Source organism: Lederbergia citrea (assembly GCF_018343525.1).
Taxonomy (GTDB): domain Bacteria; phylum Bacillota; class Bacilli; order Bacillales; family Bacillaceae_C; genus Lederbergia; species Lederbergia citrea.
Genome location: NZ_JAGYPH010000001.1, coordinates 652,842 through 669,041, shown reverse-complemented (window position 1 = coordinate 669,041; position 16,200 = coordinate 652,842). Strand labels below are relative to the sequence as shown.

At 38.4% G+C, this 16,200-nt stretch carries 19 protein-coding genes; 1 reads left to right on the top strand and 18 read right to left on the bottom strand.

Annotated elements, in window-relative coordinates:
* Positions 1 to 2: 2 nt before the first annotated feature.
* From panB to KHA88_RS03465, 7 genes are all read right to left on the bottom strand, one after another.
* On the bottom strand, positions 3 to 836 hold the full coding sequence (gene panB / locus KHA88_RS03495) for a 3-methyl-2-oxobutanoate hydroxymethyltransferase (RefSeq protein WP_213097143.1): 834 nt from the start codon (positions 834 to 836) through the stop codon (positions 3 to 5).
* A 254-nt stretch (positions 837 to 1,090) separates the two neighbouring features.
* Positions 1,091 to 2,074 carry a biotin--[acetyl-CoA-carboxylase] ligase gene (locus KHA88_RS03490; protein ID WP_213121398.1) on the bottom strand — a complete coding sequence of 328 codons (984 nt, stop codon included), beginning with the start codon at positions 2,072 to 2,074 and terminating at the stop codon, positions 1,091 to 1,093.
* Positions 2,047 to 3,252: a CCA tRNA nucleotidyltransferase gene (locus KHA88_RS03485; RefSeq protein ID WP_213121397.1), complete on the bottom strand. Its 1,206-nt coding sequence runs from the start codon at positions 3,250 to 3,252 to the stop codon at positions 2,047 to 2,049. The genes KHA88_RS03490 and KHA88_RS03485 overlap by 28 nt, the downstream gene beginning before the upstream one ends.
* A gap of 11 nt (positions 3,253 to 3,263) precedes the next feature.
* Positions 3,264 to 4,397 (bottom strand): N-acetyl-alpha-D-glucosaminyl L-malate synthase BshA, encoded by a 1,134-nt coding sequence (bshA, locus tag KHA88_RS03480; RefSeq protein WP_213097146.1) that lies wholly within the window; start codon positions 4,395 to 4,397, stop codon positions 3,264 to 3,266.
* The gene (gene bshB1, locus KHA88_RS03475) at positions 4,394 to 5,110 is read right to left on the bottom strand and encodes a bacillithiol biosynthesis deacetylase BshB1 (RefSeq protein ID WP_213121396.1); all 717 of its coding nucleotides are present in this window, start codon (positions 5,108 to 5,110) and stop codon (positions 4,394 to 4,396) included. Before bshB1 ends, bshA begins: the two co-directional genes overlap by 4 nt.
* A 99-nt stretch (positions 5,111 to 5,209) precedes the next feature.
* The gene (gene dapB, locus KHA88_RS03470) at positions 5,210 to 6,013 is read right to left on the bottom strand and encodes a 4-hydroxy-tetrahydrodipicolinate reductase (RefSeq protein WP_213121395.1); all 804 of its coding nucleotides are present in this window, start codon (positions 6,011 to 6,013) and stop codon (positions 5,210 to 5,212) included.
* Position 6,014: 1 nt separating this feature from the next.
* Positions 6,015 to 6,353 carry a nucleotide pyrophosphohydrolase gene (locus tag KHA88_RS03465; protein ID WP_213097149.1) on the bottom strand — a complete coding sequence of 113 codons (339 nt, stop codon included), beginning with the start codon at positions 6,351 to 6,353 and terminating at the stop codon, positions 6,015 to 6,017.
* A gap of 160 nt (positions 6,354 to 6,513) precedes the next feature.
* Here KHA88_RS03465 and KHA88_RS03460 point away from each other — a divergent pair, with 160 nt between their 5' ends.
* Positions 6,514 to 7,389 carry a YitT family protein gene (locus KHA88_RS03460; RefSeq protein WP_213097150.1) on the top strand — a complete coding sequence of 292 codons (876 nt, stop codon included), beginning with the start codon at positions 6,514 to 6,516 and terminating at the stop codon, positions 7,387 to 7,389.
* A gap of 45 nt (positions 7,390 to 7,434) precedes the next feature.
* On the opposite strand, the gene purU is transcribed toward KHA88_RS03460, so the two are convergent.
* The 11 genes from purU to KHA88_RS03405 form a co-directional block, all read right to left on the bottom strand.
* On the bottom strand, positions 7,435 to 8,334 hold the full coding sequence (gene purU, locus KHA88_RS03455; protein ID WP_430413690.1) for a formyltetrahydrofolate deformylase: 900 nt from the start codon (positions 8,332 to 8,334) through the stop codon (positions 7,435 to 7,437).
* A 106-nt stretch (positions 8,335 to 8,440) separates the two neighbouring features.
* A complete protein-coding gene (locus KHA88_RS03450; RefSeq protein WP_213097152.1) occupies positions 8,441 to 9,124 on the bottom strand; it encodes a zinc metallopeptidase in 684 nt (227 codons plus the stop codon).
* Between the two features lie 57 nt (positions 9,125 to 9,181).
* Positions 9,182 to 9,967 (bottom strand): sporulation protein YpjB, encoded by a 786-nt coding sequence (ypjB, locus tag KHA88_RS03445; RefSeq protein WP_213097153.1) that lies wholly within the window; start codon positions 9,965 to 9,967, stop codon positions 9,182 to 9,184.
* Between the two features lie 76 nt (positions 9,968 to 10,043).
* Positions 10,044 to 10,640, bottom strand: coding sequence for a lipoprotein heptaprenylglyceryl N-acetyltransferase LhaT (gene lhaT / locus KHA88_RS03440; protein ID WP_213097154.1), 597 nt, complete (start codon positions 10,638 to 10,640; stop codon positions 10,044 to 10,046).
* Positions 10,641 to 10,714: 74 nt separating this feature from the next.
* A complete protein-coding gene (locus KHA88_RS03435) occupies positions 10,715 to 11,482 on the bottom strand; it encodes a menaquinol-cytochrome c reductase cytochrome b/c subunit (RefSeq protein ID WP_213097155.1) in 768 nt (255 codons plus the stop codon).
* 48 nt (positions 11,483 to 11,530) lie between these two features.
* Positions 11,531 to 12,205: a menaquinol-cytochrome c reductase cytochrome b subunit gene (gene qcrB / locus KHA88_RS03430; RefSeq protein ID WP_213097156.1), complete on the bottom strand. Its 675-nt coding sequence runs from the start codon at positions 12,203 to 12,205 to the stop codon at positions 11,531 to 11,533.
* Positions 12,206 to 12,219: 14 nt separating this feature from the next.
* Positions 12,220 to 12,732: a Rieske (2Fe-2S) protein gene (locus KHA88_RS03425; protein ID WP_213097157.1), complete on the bottom strand. Its 513-nt coding sequence runs from the start codon at positions 12,730 to 12,732 to the stop codon at positions 12,220 to 12,222.
* Between the two features lie 150 nt (positions 12,733 to 12,882).
* Entirely contained in the window at positions 12,883 to 13,335 is a 453-nt protein-coding gene (locus KHA88_RS03420; RefSeq protein WP_213097158.1) for a YpiF family protein, read from the bottom strand.
* 108 nt (positions 13,336 to 13,443) lie between these two features.
* Complete coding sequence (locus KHA88_RS03415; protein ID WP_213121394.1) at positions 13,444 to 13,989, bottom strand: ReoY family proteolytic degradation factor; 546 nt, start codon at positions 13,987 to 13,989, stop codon at positions 13,444 to 13,446.
* A 27-nt stretch (positions 13,990 to 14,016) separates the two neighbouring features.
* Entirely contained in the window at positions 14,017 to 15,279 is a 1,263-nt protein-coding gene (locus KHA88_RS03410) for a tetratricopeptide repeat protein (RefSeq protein ID WP_213121393.1), read from the bottom strand.
* 26 nt (positions 15,280 to 15,305) lie between these two features.
* Positions 15,306 to 16,193 (bottom strand): hypothetical protein, encoded by an 888-nt coding sequence (locus KHA88_RS03405; RefSeq protein ID WP_213121392.1) that lies wholly within the window; start codon positions 16,191 to 16,193, stop codon positions 15,306 to 15,308.
* Between the last annotated feature and the right edge of the window lie 7 nt (positions 16,194 to 16,200).

Below are 16,200 nucleotides of genomic sequence, written 5' to 3'. Positions count from 1 at the left end.
GATTATTTTCCTCCATACAGCGATGTAAGCTCTTTTTCGTTCATTGAAAAAGAATGTTTTTCTTCTGGGAACGAGCATGCCTTTACTTCGTCGACATATCGGCGAATACTATCTTCTACGACCTTATTTACATCACCGTATTTTTTTACAAACTTTGGTACCCTATCGACTCCATAAGTTACTAAATCATGATAAACGAGCACCTGACCATCTGTACCACTTCCCGCCCCAATGCCAATTGTCGGGATATTAATACTCGAAGAAACGACAGTCGCCAGCTGTTTTGGAATACATTCCAGCACAATCGCAAAAGCGCCAGCCTCCTGACATTTTATTGCTTCCTCTAGTAACTGGGAAGCTGCTTCAGCTGTTTTCCCTTGTACTTTATAACCACCTAAAACGCCAGCAGTTTGTGGGGTCAATCCCAAATGAGCCATTACGGGAACCCCTGCGGCGGTGAGATCTTTTATCAAAGCAATCACTTCACCCCCGCCTTCAACTTTAACTGCGTGTGCACCTGCTTCTTGCATAAGTGCAGCTGCAGATTTCATCGCTACTTCCTTGCTGATGTGGTAAGTCATAAATGGAAGATCCGTAACAATAAATGTATCTTTCGCACCGCGCTTGACTGCTTTCGTATGGTGAATCATATCATCGAGTGTTACTGGAACTGTCGACTCATAGCCAAGCACTACCATCCCAAGTGAATCACCGACTAGCAGCAGATCGACCCCGGCTTTTTCAGCCAGTTTCGCTTGTGGGAAATCGTATGCGGTAACCATCGCAATTTTTTCACCCAGGGCTTTCATTTGAGTAAAATCAGTTGCTTGCTTCATTATTTTGATCCTCCTTATAAATTCAGAGGAAACGAATACATATGAGTAAAGATCGATTTATTTTAAATAAAAAAGGAGTCCTCCCCAAACAGGCAGAAGGACTCCTTTAGATCTTCACTCTTTTTTCGGTCCTCTGTCCCCGTCCTCATTGGATCAAGGCAGATTAAAATTTTTAATTATTATTGCTTGCATGATGGTGCAGTTCTGAAATAGATACTGCCCATGGAAATTATAACAAACATTCTTACCAATGACTATGAGTTAATTTCAATATCGGCTGAATAGACGTGGTGAATATTTCCACCGTGATCTTGGATCTTTAACACTCCATTATCTGTAATACCAATCGCCTTGCCTGTAATTTCTCCCGTAACGGTTTTTGCAATAATATTTTTACCTATGCTCGCTGCATAGCTTTCCCAGATGATTTTTAGCGGGGCAAAGCCTTTTTCTATGTATAGGTGATAATATCTCTCAAAATTCTTTAAGAAACTTTGAGTAAGTGCCGTCCTGGAAATATTTGTACCCGATTCGATTGCAAGGGAAGTCGCTAAACCTCTTACAAAAGGAGGAAAATCTTCTTCGTTTTGATTAACATTGATCCCAACCCCAATGACAACAAAGTTGATTTTATCTGCCTCTGCCTGTAGTTCTGTTAAAATCCCTGTTAACTTTTTTCCATTAAAAAGAAGATCATTTGGCCACTTTATTTCCGGTTCAAGCCCAGTAACCCCTTCAATTGCCCGTGCCGCAGCAATGGCGGCTATTAACGTAAATTGAGGGGCTTTATCTAGTGTTAATTGCGGTCTAATAATCAAACTCATCCAGATGCCTTTTTGTTTAGAAGAATGCCAGGACCGAGCCATCCTGCCCTTTCCACCTGTTTGCTCTTCTGCTATGATAAGTGTTCCCTCAGGGGCCCCATCAACTGCAGCTTGATGCGCAATAATTTGCGTGGATACTGTCGTTTCAAAATGAAGAATATGGCGTCCCATACTTTCTGTTTCCAATCCTAATAATATTTCATTTTCAGTCAGCTGATCGGGCTTACTAATTATCCGATATCCTTTCTTCCGAACAGCTTCTAATTCAAATCCCGATTTTCGAAGATCTTCAATATGCTTCCATATCGCTGTTCTTGAACAACCTATAACGTCGGCGAGTGATTGTCCTGAAAGAAACTGACCATCAGCTTGTGAAAGAGCATCTATTAACTGTTTTCTGATGGATTTTGACAAGACTCAACCCACCTCCTAATTTCCATTTTATCATTAGAAATTTCTTTGTTTAGAATAGCCTCTTCTATGTTACTAATTAACCCTTTCATCCAAGGTCCTGCCGGTTTTTGAATCCATCCCAATAGATCCTTTCCTGACACGGCTAGGTCGGAGCGAGAAACTATCGGTAGCTCATTAAATCTACGTTCTATTTCTGTATGTATATCATTAATAGGTTCTTTCTGAATGGTTTTGAATACTCTTTCCACTATAATCGCAGTATCAATGCCGGAGCTGTAAAGTTGATAGTCCGACCATTTATTGTTAAGACGCCAGTTTAAGATTGAGAGTGAATGTAAAATTAATTTTATTTTTCTGACCGGCAGTTTCCATCTTTTCAATAGATCAACAGGTTGATTTGTGTTTGAATAATATAAAGACAATACCCACATCTCTAATTCATTTAATTGCCTAATTGGCAATTCGAGGAGCGACTTAATTAATTCTCGCTCGTTAAATAAGGATGGCCAAAAAGAATACAAGTTTGTATTTAACGCCAAAAAAAGTGCTTGTTCATTATGTTTTCCATTAAGCAATTTGCCCATTTCGGCAGAAATTCTTTCAATTGCTATATGCTCGAGCAGATGTGCATGATTAGCTAATTCCGCGTGGGTTTTTTTATCAAGGGAAAAACCAAGCTGGCTAATAAACCTGATCGCCCTCATTAACCTCAAAGCATCTTCTTGAAATCGCTCCTTTGCTTCACCAACCGTTTTAATCAATTTATGATCCAAATCCGCTTTTCCATTAAAAGGATCGATAATATTACCAGCTGCATCCATTGCCATCGCATTGATTGTAAAATCTCGGCGCTTTAAATCCTCTTGGAGCGAGCGAATAAATGTTACAGTATCTGGTCTGCGAAAGTCTTTATAATTTGATTCTGAACGAAAAGTAGTAACCTCAAAACTTTGCCCTTTATAGAGAACTAGAATTGTACCGTGGTCAATGCCAACATCTACAGTAGATGAAAAAATGTCTTTGATTTCAAACGGAGTGGCGGAAGTTGCAATATCGACATCGTGAATTTCTCTTTCAAGTAGAAAATCCCGAACCGCCCCTCCAACAAAATAAGCTTTAAAGCCTGCATCCTCAATTTTTCGGATAACCGGAAGCGCAGCAAGAAAAACTTTGTTCATAGCTTTCATCCTTATCTAATACGTGACATAAGAGATTGATATAAGTTTTCGTATTCACCTACAATCACATCTGATCTAAAGCGATGTTTTGGGGTCAAAGACGCATTGACCGAAAATCTCGTTAACATTTCGTCATCTTGTAAAAGAGCGATTGCCTTTTCGCTAATTCCCTTTAAATCACCTAGTTCACATAGATATCCATTAAATCCATCTTCTATTACTTCCGGAATACCTCCAACCCTTGTTCCAATGCATGGTACTCCACATGACATTGCTTCAAGAGCGACAAGTCCAAAACTCTCTTTTTCCGATAATAACAGCATTAAATCACTAATGGAATATAAATTCTCTAAGTGGTCTTGCCTTCCTAAAAAAAGCACCTGATTCTCTATATTTAACTCTTTTACCAATTTACATAAGCCCGTCTTTTCAGGACCATCTCCAACGAGAAGGAGTTTAGCGGGGACTTGCCTGGATATCTTTGCAAATGCCGCAACAACATCACGCACTCTTTTCACTTTACGGAAATTGGAAACGTGGATGACCACTTTTTCTTCCAATGAAATGCCATATGCAGTCCTCAAATGTGATGCATCCACTCTTTTATACACTCTTTCATCAATAAAGTTATGAATAACGCTAATTTCTTTATCGGCTGAAACGACTTCATTTGTTTCTAATTTTAATGCATTGGAAACAGCTGTAACTACATCAGATTTTTCGATTCCAAATTTTATAGCTTCTGCAAGTGTTGGATCATACCCAAGAACTGTTATATCTGTTCCGTGTAATGTTGTAACAATTTTCACGTCCGTTCCTGCCATTTGTTTTGCCAAAATGGCACAAACTGCATGTGGAATTGCATAGTGAACATGTAGAATATCCAGTTTCTCCCTTTTAATTACTTCAGCCATTTTACTGGCTAGTGCAATATCGTATGGTGGGTATTGAAAAACCGAATATTGATTAACACTAACTTGATGAAAAAAAATATTAGGATGTAAAACATCAAGCCTAAATGGAATATTGGACGTAATAAAGTGGATTTTATGCCCTTTTTCCGCCAATAATTTCCCAAGCTCTGTTGCTATTACACCCGATCCACCTACCGTTGGGTAGCATGTAATTCCGATTTTTAGACTCATAATTTATCTCCAAATAGATCTTTATTCAATAGTATTGGCGTCCGGGATGAAAACCCTTCTGCAAATGAAACTCCAACTTCTTTTCCAAACAGTCTCTCCCTCGCTGTGACACCTTCAATATACCCTTCTGTCAGTGGAGTACTAACACCCTCGTCATCACGGAAAAATTGAGTTTGATAAGCTTGAAGCGCATTGATTTTCTGTTCAATGAATTCAGATATATCCACAACAAAATCCGGATGTGTGTATCCGTTTATATAATAATGATATAAATTTTTCGCTTTATGTGATGGATAGCCTCCATCAACTTTATACTTTCTTATTCCTGCTGAAAAAAAAGCCTCTTCTACAAGTCGAGCACAATTTCCATGATCCGGATGCCGATCTTCTTCGTACGGAGCAAAAATAAGTGTAGGTTTATATTTTCGAATGACATTGGCAATTGTACAAATATTATCTTCCGTAAGGAATAACCCCCGGTCAGGCAAATGAAGATTAATACGTTCTGCTATTCCAAGTATACATGATGCTGCTTCCGCTTCCGCTTTCCTGGTCATCACTGTTCCATTTGAGGATAATTCAGCTTCGGTTAAATCACATATCACAATCTTTTTTCCTGCAGCTGACCATTTGGCCAATGAACCTGCCATGCCAATCTCTACATCATCTGCGTGCGCGCCAAATGCGAGGATATCAATGGTTTGCTGTTCCATGAAAGTCCCCCCTTCTTTTTTTCTGGTTAACTCCGATGTACAGGACCTACTAGTGCCGCCCTTAGCCGTTCTTCCCTTTCCAAGGCGCTTCCGCTTTTCTTAATCCAATATATGTTCTAATCCATATACAAGAGTATTCAATGTCATGACAGTTTCAACAGAAACTTTTACTCCCGACATAAATGATGCCCGGTTGTATGAGTCATGCCGAATAGTTAATGACTGGCCATCTGCCCCGAATAACACTTGTTGATGAGCGACTAATCCTGGTAATCTTACACTATGAATACGCATCCCCTCATAATCTGCTCCCCTCGCACCTGATATTGTTTCTTGTTCATCATGATGCCCTTGCTTCTGACTAGGTCTATTTTCGGAAATCATTTCTGCAGTCTTCACCGCTGTACCTGAAGGTGCATCTAATTTTTGATCATGGTGCATTTCAATGATTTCAACATTATCAAAATACTTTGCAGCCATTTGAGAAAACTTCATCATTAAAATGGCGCCAATCGCAAAATTGGGTGCAATAATACAACCTATCTCTTTTTCCTCAGCTAATTCTTTTAATTCTTCCAATTCTTCCTTTGTAAATCCAGTTGTTCCTACTACAGGACGAACACCATATGATAAAGCCGTTTTTGTATGTATGTAGCCCGTTTCCGGTATAGTTAAATCAATTAATACATCAGCTTCAACATTTTGAAAACACTCTTCAACATCTGAATAAATTCGGACATTCATATTTGAAAAACCATCTAAATCCGAAAGCATCACTCCATTATTTCTTCTGTCAATAACTGCAACAAGTTCAAATTCTGGAGTATTGTTCACAAGCATGACTGCTTCCTTCCCCATTCGTCCGCGCGGACCAGCAACGATAATTTTAATTGGATTAGCCATATTATTCACCTTCTCTTTTCTTTGTCCACCTATGTTTATCACGTGTGTTAAATTTTTCCAGTACTATGTCATGCGCTGTTTGCAAGTCGATTTTTAATGAGTTTGCCAGACAAATCACTACAAATAACAAATCACCAAGTTCCTCTTCAATTGATTTTTCATCCTCAGTGCTTTTTTTTGGTTTTTCACCATAGTGATGATTCACTTCTCTTGCCAGCTCACCAAGCTCTTCAGATAATCTTGCTATCATTGCAAGTGGGCTGAAATATCCTTCTTTAAACTGGCTTATGTACGCATCTACTTCATTTTGCATTTGTTGCATGCTTTTTGGTTCACTCATCGATTATCCATCCTTTTACATTATGTTAGCGAATTCTTTTTTTTTATACAAATATTAATGCTTTATTAAAGTAATGTTGCCTATATTGTCAATTTTTGTTTATAATGAATTAGCTTCCTTCTGGAAAGTTTCATTGATTTAACACATCGGAGGAGAGATGATGGTTTTTGGAATAAAAATTAAAAATACACTTTTCATTTTACTTGGTGCCGCAATTTTTGCATTTGGACTCGTACACTTTAATATGCAAAACAACTTAGCGGAAGGCGGATTTACCGGGATTACGCTACTGCTTTATTTTGTTTTCCATTTTGATCCGTCTATTACTAATCTCGTGTTAAATATACCCCTTTTCGTAATCGGCTGGAAGCTATTAGGTAAAAAATCCTTTACCTATACTTTAATTGGTACAGTAGCCGTTTCATTCTTTTTATTCATTTTCCAAAGGTATCAAATTAGTATTCCGTTAGATGGCGACTTGTTCCTTGCTGCTTTGTTTGCCGGAGTGTTTATTGGCATCGGATTAGGGATTACATTTCGATATGGCGGCACAACAGGTGGCGTAGATATTATTGCTCGCCTTCTTCATAAATATAAAGGAATTAGCATGGGAAGAACAATGTTTATGTTTGATGCAGTTGTCATCACCGTCTCCCTACTTACATACTTAAATCACAGACAGGCGATGTATACACTTGTGGCAGTTTTTGTTGGTGCAAGAGTGATTGACTTTATGCAGGAAGGATCCTATTCAGCAAGAGGTGCGATGATTATTTCTGAAGCATATCATGAGAAGATTGCTGATGAGATTTTAATGCAAATGGGGAGAGGAGTAACTGTATTAAGGGGTTATGGATCATTCACGAAGCAAAACAAAGAAGTTTTATATTGTGTAGTTGCTCGAACAGAAATTGTCCACTTGAAAAAAATCATCAATGCCATTGATCCTCACGCCTTCGTTTCTGTCACTGTTGTTCATGACGTATTAGGTGAAGGGTTTACGTTAGATGAAAACAAAAGACCTTATGATATTTAAAAAGAAAGTGCTGCTCAAATATTATTTTTGAGCAGCACTTTTGGTTTAAAAAACAATCGTTTTGTTGCCATCAACGATTACTCTGTCTTGTATATGCCATTTTATTGCGCGTGCCAATACACTTCTTTCTATGTTTCTGCCTATTCTTTTCATATCCTCTACATTGTCACGGTGATTTACCCGTTCTACACCCTGTTCAATGATTGGCCCTTCGTCAAGATCGTTTGTTACATAGTGTGAGGTGGCTCCAATTAATTTAACACCTCGTTTATAAGCCCTTTCGTACGGCCTTGCACCAATGAATGCAGGGAGGAATGAATGATGGATATTGACAATTTGATTAGGATAATGAGAAACAAAATGGGGAGTAAGTATTTGCATATACCTTGCCAAAATGATTAATTCTATCCCATGCTCATGTAATATGTTCAGCTGTTTCTCCTCTACCTGCTGTCGGATATCTTTATTGGCAGGAATATAGTAAAAAGGAATGCCTAAAGACTCGGCCAGACCTTTTGAGTCTTCATAGTTACTAATAATACATTTGATATCCATCATCAGATCGCCATTTTGCCATTCCCAAAGCAGCTCCATCAAACAATGGGGTTCCTTTGATACAAAAATAGCAGTCTTTTTAATATCATGGACATATCGGAATTCATAAGTCATATCAAATTTTGAGGAGATTTCAACAAAAGATTGCTCTAGCTCTTCTCGCTTTAAATTAAGTCCAGGGCAATGGAATTCCATTCTAATAAAAAAGTTTCCACCTTCGGGATCAGCAGAATATTGGCTTGACTCTATAATATTAGCACCATTTTCAACTAGAAAGCTAGATACCGCCGCAACGATTCCCGGTTGGTCAGGACATTTAATAAGCAATCTCGCTTTATCTGTGTTTTGCTTTCGATACATTTCTATTGTGTCTTGTACGTTTGTCATCAACTTTTACCTCTTAACTTTTTAATAGCTATTTTACCTTTTTTAGAAGATTAATCAAATATTTACTTTTAAAAAATAAAAACCCGGTAAAAAAAACCGGATTTTGGAATTAATCATTTCGAGATATGTTTGAGAAAATTAATATTAGTCTTACTAGCTCAAGTACTGCGACTGCAGCTGCAGCTACATATGTCATTGCTGCCGCATTTAGCACCTTCCTTGCATCGCGTTCTTCCGTATTACTAATAAGTCCGAGGGAAACAATTTGATCCATCGCCCGTGAGGAAGCATTGAACTCTACTGGTAATGTGACAATTTGGAATAATACTCCAGCTGCCATTAAAAAGATACCAATCAGTAAGAAATTAGACATGGAAGTTACGATTATACCGATCATGATAAAAACCCATGCCATTTTCGAACTAATATTTGCCACTGGTACAAGCGCATGGCGGAAACGCAATGCTGCATACCCTTCTTTATCTTGAATGGCATGTCCTACTTCATGTGCAGCAACTGCCGCGCCTGCTACGGAATGATGATGGAAGTTAGTTGAAGAAAGATTTACTGTTTTGGTCATGGGATTATAATGATCGCTTAAAGCCCCTGGTGTTTCTTTTACAGCGACATTACTTAAACCATTTGCATCCAATATCCTTCTCGCAATTTCTGCTCCACTCATACCCGCAGTTGTAGGAATCTTTGAATACTTTGTATAAGTACTTTTTACTTTCATTTGTGCCCATATTGGAATGATAATGATAATTGCCAAATAAATTAAATATCCGCCCATTTCAGACCTCCATATCTAGATGCTTTATTTATATTTTATTGGATTGTGATGAAATGGTCAATCAATTGGATCCCTTGTCTTTTTTTGCAGCTTTTGACCTTTGTATTTTCTCCAGCTTACATAAGATAATGTTGTAACAATAATGCTTCCTGTCATGATGATCACCCACCAAATAGAAGGATCCAAATCATCTTTGTTTATTTCTGCAAATAAACTTTTTAAATCTGCTTCAAAACTTTCTAATTCTTTCATCCAGTTCTGTTCAGAGACTCTTGAGCGGTATCGATCCAAATATGTTATTTTCGAATCAAGTTTTTGTACTTTATCTACAGGGATATCAATTTTAATGCTCGGTTGGATAACGGAATAAGTAGCAAGAAACTCATTTAGTTGTAAATTGTATAAATCGGCGTCCCCTTCTAATGCGGCGTTTTTAACTTGTTGAAAAGCATTCATTACTGGTTTTTCCATATCGGACCATAAAGGCTGGTACTTAGAAGTAACTGCGTCAGTGGCAAGCCTAAAAGCAGTTACACGCCTTATTCTATCTTCTTGGTTAAGGCTCACGTTTGTGATTGCTTTTAATGCATCATGATGAGCAGCTGTTACGATTCTCAGTTCATCCATTGTCAATGGTTGGTCGGCTATTCTTGTTTTTGAAAACAGTACGCCAAAGCGCTCTAGAAGTCCTTTAGCATCTTCGTAGCGGCCGGCTCTTGTGAATTGCAATGCTTCATCAGCAAGCTGATCAAGCTCTCCCATTGCCGACTGCGATTTAGCATAGACTGAAGAACTAATAAACAATATGCATAGCCACAGAAGGATGATAGGTTTATACTTCATACTTGTCCCTCCCTATACTACTGTTAAACTGTATGAGAGAGTGGACAAGATTAGACCTGGGAATATTTTTTCATGGTCAAGAAAAGGAGCGTATTTTTCCTTGTTTAAAGCGGTTAACAAAATATAAAGCGATTCCTGATCCTATGATACTTAACCAAAAAGTGAAGTATCCTATTTCTTTTACAAACGTTTCCAAACCCGGATATTTAGGATATTGCATGAAAACGTAATCAATTACATCATTATGTAGTGTCCAAACAGCGGCAAGCAGTACATGCCATAATTTCATTTTGAAAAAAGGTGCATAGAGGATACCTTGTATGGCCATCGCTCCGTGAGAAGCAATCAGCATATATCCTTGCCAAGGCAGATCTCCCGTGACGATAAGTGTTAATATGTTCATTACTACAGCCCAAACGCCATATTTAAATAAGGTGATAATTGCTAATGCTTCAAAGATAGGCCAATTTTTCCGAAGTAAAAAGGCCAATAGAACAAATACAAAAAATAAACTTGCCGTTGGGCTGTCAGGTACAAAAGGTAGGAAGATGGATGGGGTTATGGCCAATTGGCTTTCGTACCAATAATATCCGTAAATAGTACCTAACGTATTGATAATTAATAATAACCACAAAAAGCGGCGATCTGCTAATATTGCGTATATTAAATTCATATGAGACGTAAAATCCTCTCAATTTTTTTAAAAAAGAGCCGGCAAAAGCCGACTCTTTTAATTTAACTATTTAATTATTTACTTTTCAACTCAGCGATAAACTGTGCAAGCTTATCTAAATCTTCTTCAGATCCATCATATTGTCCAGCTGGCATTTTTTTATAGCCGTTATGGGCAATATCTTTAACTTCTTCTGGAGTATGACCAGTGTCTACTAAACCAGGCCCTGCAGCTCCACCTTCTAGGTTTTCACCATGACAGTTGATACAGCTTTGGCTTGCATATACTTTATATCCTTCGGCCTCTTTATCAACATCGACTTGCTGTGTAATTTTCCCTTGCTGTTCTGCCGCAGCCCAGTCATGCATATCTACAGCTTCCCAAGTCAAGTAGAAGATGCCAGCAAATGCAAGAAGCATAAAGCCTGTTGCAAATGGACGCTTAGAAGCGCGGCGTTCTCTTCCGCGGTCAATAAATGGTGCAAGCAACAAGCCACCAAAGGCAAGACCTGGAATAACTACTGTTCCAAGGATATTATATGGACCGGATGCATATGTGTACTTTAATAATTGATATAGAAATAAGAAATACCAGTCTGGTAGCGGGATATACCCTGTATCCGTTGGATCCGCAATACGCTCGAGCGGGGCAGGATGCGCCACTGTTAAACATAAAAATCCAATGAGGAAAACAGCTCCCACCAGCCATTCCCTAAGTAGGAAGTCCGGCCAGAATGCTTCTGTTTTACCAGGGTATTCGGAATAGTCTTTAGGAATATTCGGTTTTCGTTCCGCAGAAACACGGGAATCGCCGACAAACTTCATTCCTTTTCCTCGTTGCATTACGTCCCCTCCTTTTTACTAAGATCGTTCATTATTTAAGATTAGATCCTATAGTGGACCGGAAATACCTTGTCTACGAATCATGACAAAGTGAGCACCCATCAGTCCAAGCAATGCTGCAGGTAAGAAGAACACATGAATCGCAAAGAAACGTGTTAACGTTTGTGCACCTACGATTGTTGGGTCACCCGCAATCAATGTCTTCATATACATTCCTACAAGCGGAACCGATTCAACGATATCTAATGTAACTTTTGTTGCAAATAAAGCTTTCATATCCCATGGCAATAAATAGCCTGTAAGTCCAAGGGCCAACATAACAAAAAAGATAAGTACCCCAACCACCCAGTTTAACTCACGAGGCTTCTTATAGGCCCCCTGGAAGAACACACGCAGCGTATGTAAAAACATCATAACGATGACAAGGCTGGCCCCCCAGTGGTGCATTCCACGGACAATTTGTCCAAATGCCACTTCATTTTGAAGGTAATATACGGATTCCCAAGCGTTTTTAATATCAGGCACATAATACATAGTTAAAAACATACCTGAAAGGATTTGGATAACTGTCACAAAGAAAGTCAAACCGCCAAAACAGTATACAAACGCAGAAAAGTGGTGTGCCGGGTTAACATGCTCAGGCACTTCATGATCTGCGATGTCTCTCCAAATCGGCGTAATATCCATCCGCTCGTCAATCCAGTCGTACATTTTGTTCAGCAATGATTACGCCTCCTTTACTTTCTTACGAATGGATTTTCTACTGGAGATCCCAGCATTAAAAAGCCGTCTTTTTCTTGCGTTGGATAAGCATCCAATGGTCCCCGCGGCGGAGTTCCCGGAACATTTTTGCCGTCTTTTGTGTATAATCCCATATGGCATGGACAAAAGAACATGTGAGGATGCTTTTCGCTTCCTTCCCAGCTAACTGTACAGCCAAGATGCTTACAAATTGGTGAAAGCGCTACGATTTCGCCCGCTTCATTTTTGTAAACCCAAGCTGTTTGTGTTACATCTGCCGTGTGCCATGCATCCTTTTGTTCATATTTAAAGTCAACACGTACCGGTTCTGCCGTAATATCGGCAATCTTTTTATCAGTCATTTTGAAATCGCCGGCAGCATGCGGTTGCAATACAGGGTCCACCGCAAAGCGAAGCATCGGCATCAACATTCCAGCCGCCATAAAACCGCCCACTCCGGTGAGCGTGTAGCTTAGAAATTGACGTCTTGTTACAGGATTCTTGCTCATCCTTTTCCCCCCTCTGTCAGTAAGGTAAGTCCATCGGACAATTTTATGCACGTAATTACAAACTAGGACATAATTATGATATATCAATAAGCGTGAGAGGTCAATAATATACAAAGCCAAACATTGTCAACAATGTGGCGAAACTGGCAATCATTCATTCTGTTGCCACCCACGTATGATATCGGACATTAAATTTTTAAGCTGATCTTCCATAACGGATTGTTTATATTGCTCATCCATATGTTCGAGCGGTATGGAAGGGACATAAAATATAGTTCCTTTCCTTTCCTCACTGACCGTTTTCCAACGTTTATCTGAAGTGAGAAAAAAAACATGTGAGAAGCCACTCTCTTTCGCTTTAGCTTCCCATTTATCCAATTCAATATTCGCGGGCTCTTCCATATATGTATATGGTGGTAACACAAGCATTCTGCCCTTAAACTGTCTTTCAAGGTGGAGAGATAATAATTGAGTAAACTCTCCCTGTTCAGCTGCGCGTTTCATACTATCATCAAAAGCAACAGGTAATAAAGGAATGACAATTGTATCAATATATTCTCTTTCCTCTAAATATACTTGGACATCTTTTGCATTCCAATTCACATAATACACCTCATCTGCTAATATGTTCTAATTGCTATATTATCATTCATTATCCCAATTATCATGTAATATGAACGAAAAAATTCCTCCCGATTATTTTGGGAGGAATTATGTTTTTCTTAATTCATTTAGTTGGTTTGAAAGCTTCGTAAATGAAATTTTATCTTGGTTATCGAGAGCTTCATCGATTGCACGTAATAATTTTTCCTCTTGGAAGGATCTTAAGCTTTGGGCAAGAAATTGCTCCGCGTAATCCTTATCTTTTTCATTGAGATGAATATTTTTTTGAACATAAGGATTTTCCTCAAGTACTGCAGCATATTGATGCGATAAATTGGCAGACCGGAAATTTATTTGAATATAAATATCTTCCTCTCTGTTAAGCCTAATATCATGAAATGATTTTTCCGCATCGGTAGTCATAATATTTTCCTTATAAAACCGGAAAGGCACATCTCTCGTACAATGGGTAGACATGATTAATCCCCTTGGACAACATTGCGCATCTTCAACAAAATGCACTTTTTCCATCAATTGATCATGACTCATTAAATAATTGAGAATCCAGACTGATTCTCTTCTTTTTAATTGATATCGATTTAAAAACCAGCGAATAAATTCTTTTTTCTCGTTGACAGATACAGGGGTTGCCATTATTTTCCCTCCTCTGCAAAGATCATCTTAGTTTTCCTCAAGTCTATCTAAAATTGCAATCCACTCTTCATTAGTTGGCTCATCATCGGCTAATCTTTTGAAAATTCGGGTTGCGTCTTTTCTTCTTCCTTCTTCCATTAAAAAATATCCGAAATCAACTAAAAAATCACGGTTATGTTTATATTCATTATATGCAAGTTCGTATTCGTTTAATGCCAAAGTATATTGTTCCAATTGCTGGTGGCTAACAGCTGCATCCCAATGAAGCTGGGGATCGCCACCACCTTCTTGTATAAACATTGCGCAAATTTCTAGCACGTCCTCGTATCTTTCCAAATGAATCAATAGCCTGTTTAAGGTGAAGGCAGCTTCAATAAATTCCGGATCTAGTGCGAGGGCTTCCCGCAAATACTGCTCAGCCATCTTCTCATTACCTAATTTTAGAGAAAGCTTGCCTGCATAAAAATATAAATCTTTATTAAATTCGTCCAATGCAATACCGGCCTGTACAGCCTTAAGTGCATCTTCCAGTTCTTCTTCGTGTTCATGGCTTTGAGCCAAATATAAATAAAGCGAATGGTAGTCTGGATCCATTTCTCTTAACTGATTAAATGCTTTGATTGCCTTTTTGTAGCTCCCCGCCTGAAAAGCTGTCAGACCAAAACCAAACAAAAGATTGATTTCTTGTTTGTTTAAAAGTCCCTTTTCATAATATGTGAGTGCTTCTTCAAAGGCACCACCAGCGCTTAGTGCTTCAGCCATCCTGCCATTTATATCGATGCCTGCAATTATTTGTTCATCGGCTGTAAGCAAAAGCTTAAAAGATCTCGATGCTTCAAGAAATCGGCCTTGTGTCATATATAATTCACCAAGTGCATAATCTATAATTGGTTCATTTGGCAAAATTTCTTTGGCCTGAAGTAATTTTTTCTCACTTACTTCATAAAGGCCTTGCATCTCATATAAATCTGCTTCGATTAAGAGCGCTGCTGGATAATTAGGGTCATCATGACCAATGGACTCCAAATAATCGTATGCCTTATCTTCTTCATCCATTTCAATCATTAACTCAGCAATCCGCAATTTTAGCTCCCCTTCATCGGGATGAAAGCGAAGCAATATTTCGTATAATTCAATCGCCTCTTTTACATAACCATAGTGTGATAATTCCTGTGCAAGCATAAATTTTTCGTCGTCTGTACTGGAAGTTTTCACCTTATTGAATTGCTTTTCTGCTTCAGGTAAATTTTGCTCTTCTATAAATTTTAACATCAATTCTGCATTGTTCATAAGCATGGTCCTTTCTTATCACATCCCTAGACAAATAGAGCTGTTTTATTGATGATCACTTCCTCCCCAGAACCGGGACGGAAGAGCGCCTTTCGATTAATAGAGGTGATTTTTCCTTTTTTTACGGCAATCTCTGGTAGTGTAGTTTCATAGCTGGGCGCTAAGTAATCATCAAGTTTGCTGCTTTTTAAAAATAGATTATAACTTACTTCGCCGCCCACAGTAAAAATCCCTTTTTTAGGATACAAACCAAGTTTTTTAATAATTTCTGCATTCAAAGGCTTGTTTACTGGCAATGGCTGTGAAATATGGCTTATCTTTTCCTTTAGGAGTATAAGGTCCCATTTTCGAGATGTTTTCAATTGACGAGAAAGCTTAATCCTTGGAGGAAAGGTGGGAATAAAAACAGGATTATACGGAAAAGATGCCTCTTTTATCCAACCCCAAGGTATAGTGGCCAAATCCTTGATTTTCGTGAACTCAATGAAGATAGCAGGTATTTTAGCTGTTTTGCACTTCCTAACTAAGGAAGCGGTTATTTTTTCTGCAGGAACCTTTAAACCTATTATATAGTCAACGGGGCTATTCAACATTGAGGTTCTCTTTTCGAGTAACTTCTTATCAAATTCGAATTCATACTTAATATCAAAGGTGGTTAGAATTGTTGAGCATCCCTTTAAAATAAACTGATCTGAAAAATATGTTTTGAATTGATCAAATGTTAAATGTGGTATATCAGGAGCAAAAATGACAAAAGAAGGAGTGATAAAGAAAGAACGTGCATCCATTTTTATAACCGGCAGATTTGGAACATGCTCTCCGAAATAACGGATTTCATTATCTTTTATGAGCATTGAAACTGCGTGTTCTTGCCCTTCTGATATATACATTGCATGATCGATGATATATTGCATGGACTCC

Coding starts and splice junctions, on each gene's coding strand:
- panB (WP_213097143.1), bottom strand. CDS start 836: ATGAAGCAAGCAACTGATTTTACTCAAATGAAAGCCCTGGGTGAAAAA.
- KHA88_RS03485 (WP_213121397.1), bottom strand. CDS start 3,252: ATGAACAAAGTTTTTCTTGCTGCGCTTCCGGTTATCCGAAAAATTGAG.
- bshA (WP_213097146.1), bottom strand. CDS start 4,397: ATGAGTCTAAAAATCGGAATTACATGCTACCCAACGGTAGGTGGATCG.
- bshB1 (WP_213121396.1), bottom strand. CDS start 5,110: ATGGAACAGCAAACCATTGATATCCTCGCATTTGGCGCGCACGCAGAT.
- dapB (WP_213121395.1), bottom strand. CDS start 6,013: ATGGCTAATCCAATTAAAATTATCGTTGCTGGTCCGCGCGGACGAATG.
- KHA88_RS03465 (WP_213097149.1), bottom strand. CDS start 6,353: ATGAGTGAACCAAAAAGCATGCAACAAATGCAAAATGAAGTAGATGCG.
- KHA88_RS03460 (WP_213097150.1), top strand. CDS start 6,514: ATGGTTTTTGGAATAAAAATTAAAAATACACTTTTCATTTTACTTGGT.
- KHA88_RS03450 (WP_213097152.1), bottom strand. CDS start 9,124: ATGGGCGGATATTTAATTTATTTGGCAATTATCATTATCATTCCAATA.
- ypjB (WP_213097153.1), bottom strand. CDS start 9,967: ATGAAGTATAAACCTATCATCCTTCTGTGGCTATGCATATTGTTTATT.
- lhaT (WP_213097154.1), bottom strand. CDS start 10,640: ATGAATTTAATATACGCAATATTAGCAGATCGCCGCTTTTTGTGGTTA.
- KHA88_RS03435 (WP_213097155.1), bottom strand. CDS start 11,482: ATGCAACGAGGAAAAGGAATGAAGTTTGTCGGCGATTCCCGTGTTTCT.
- KHA88_RS03425 (WP_213097157.1), bottom strand. CDS start 12,732: ATGAGCAAGAATCCTGTAACAAGACGTCAATTTCTAAGCTACACGCTC.
- KHA88_RS03415 (WP_213121394.1), bottom strand. CDS start 13,989: ATGGCAACCCCTGTATCTGTCAACGAGAAAAAAGAATTTATTCGCTGG.
- KHA88_RS03410 (WP_213121393.1), bottom strand. CDS start 15,279: ATGAACAATGCAGAATTGATGTTAAAATTTATAGAAGAGCAAAATTTA.
- KHA88_RS03405 (WP_213121392.1), bottom strand. CDS start 16,193: ATGCAATATATCATCGATCATGCAATGTATATATCAGAAGGGCAAGAA.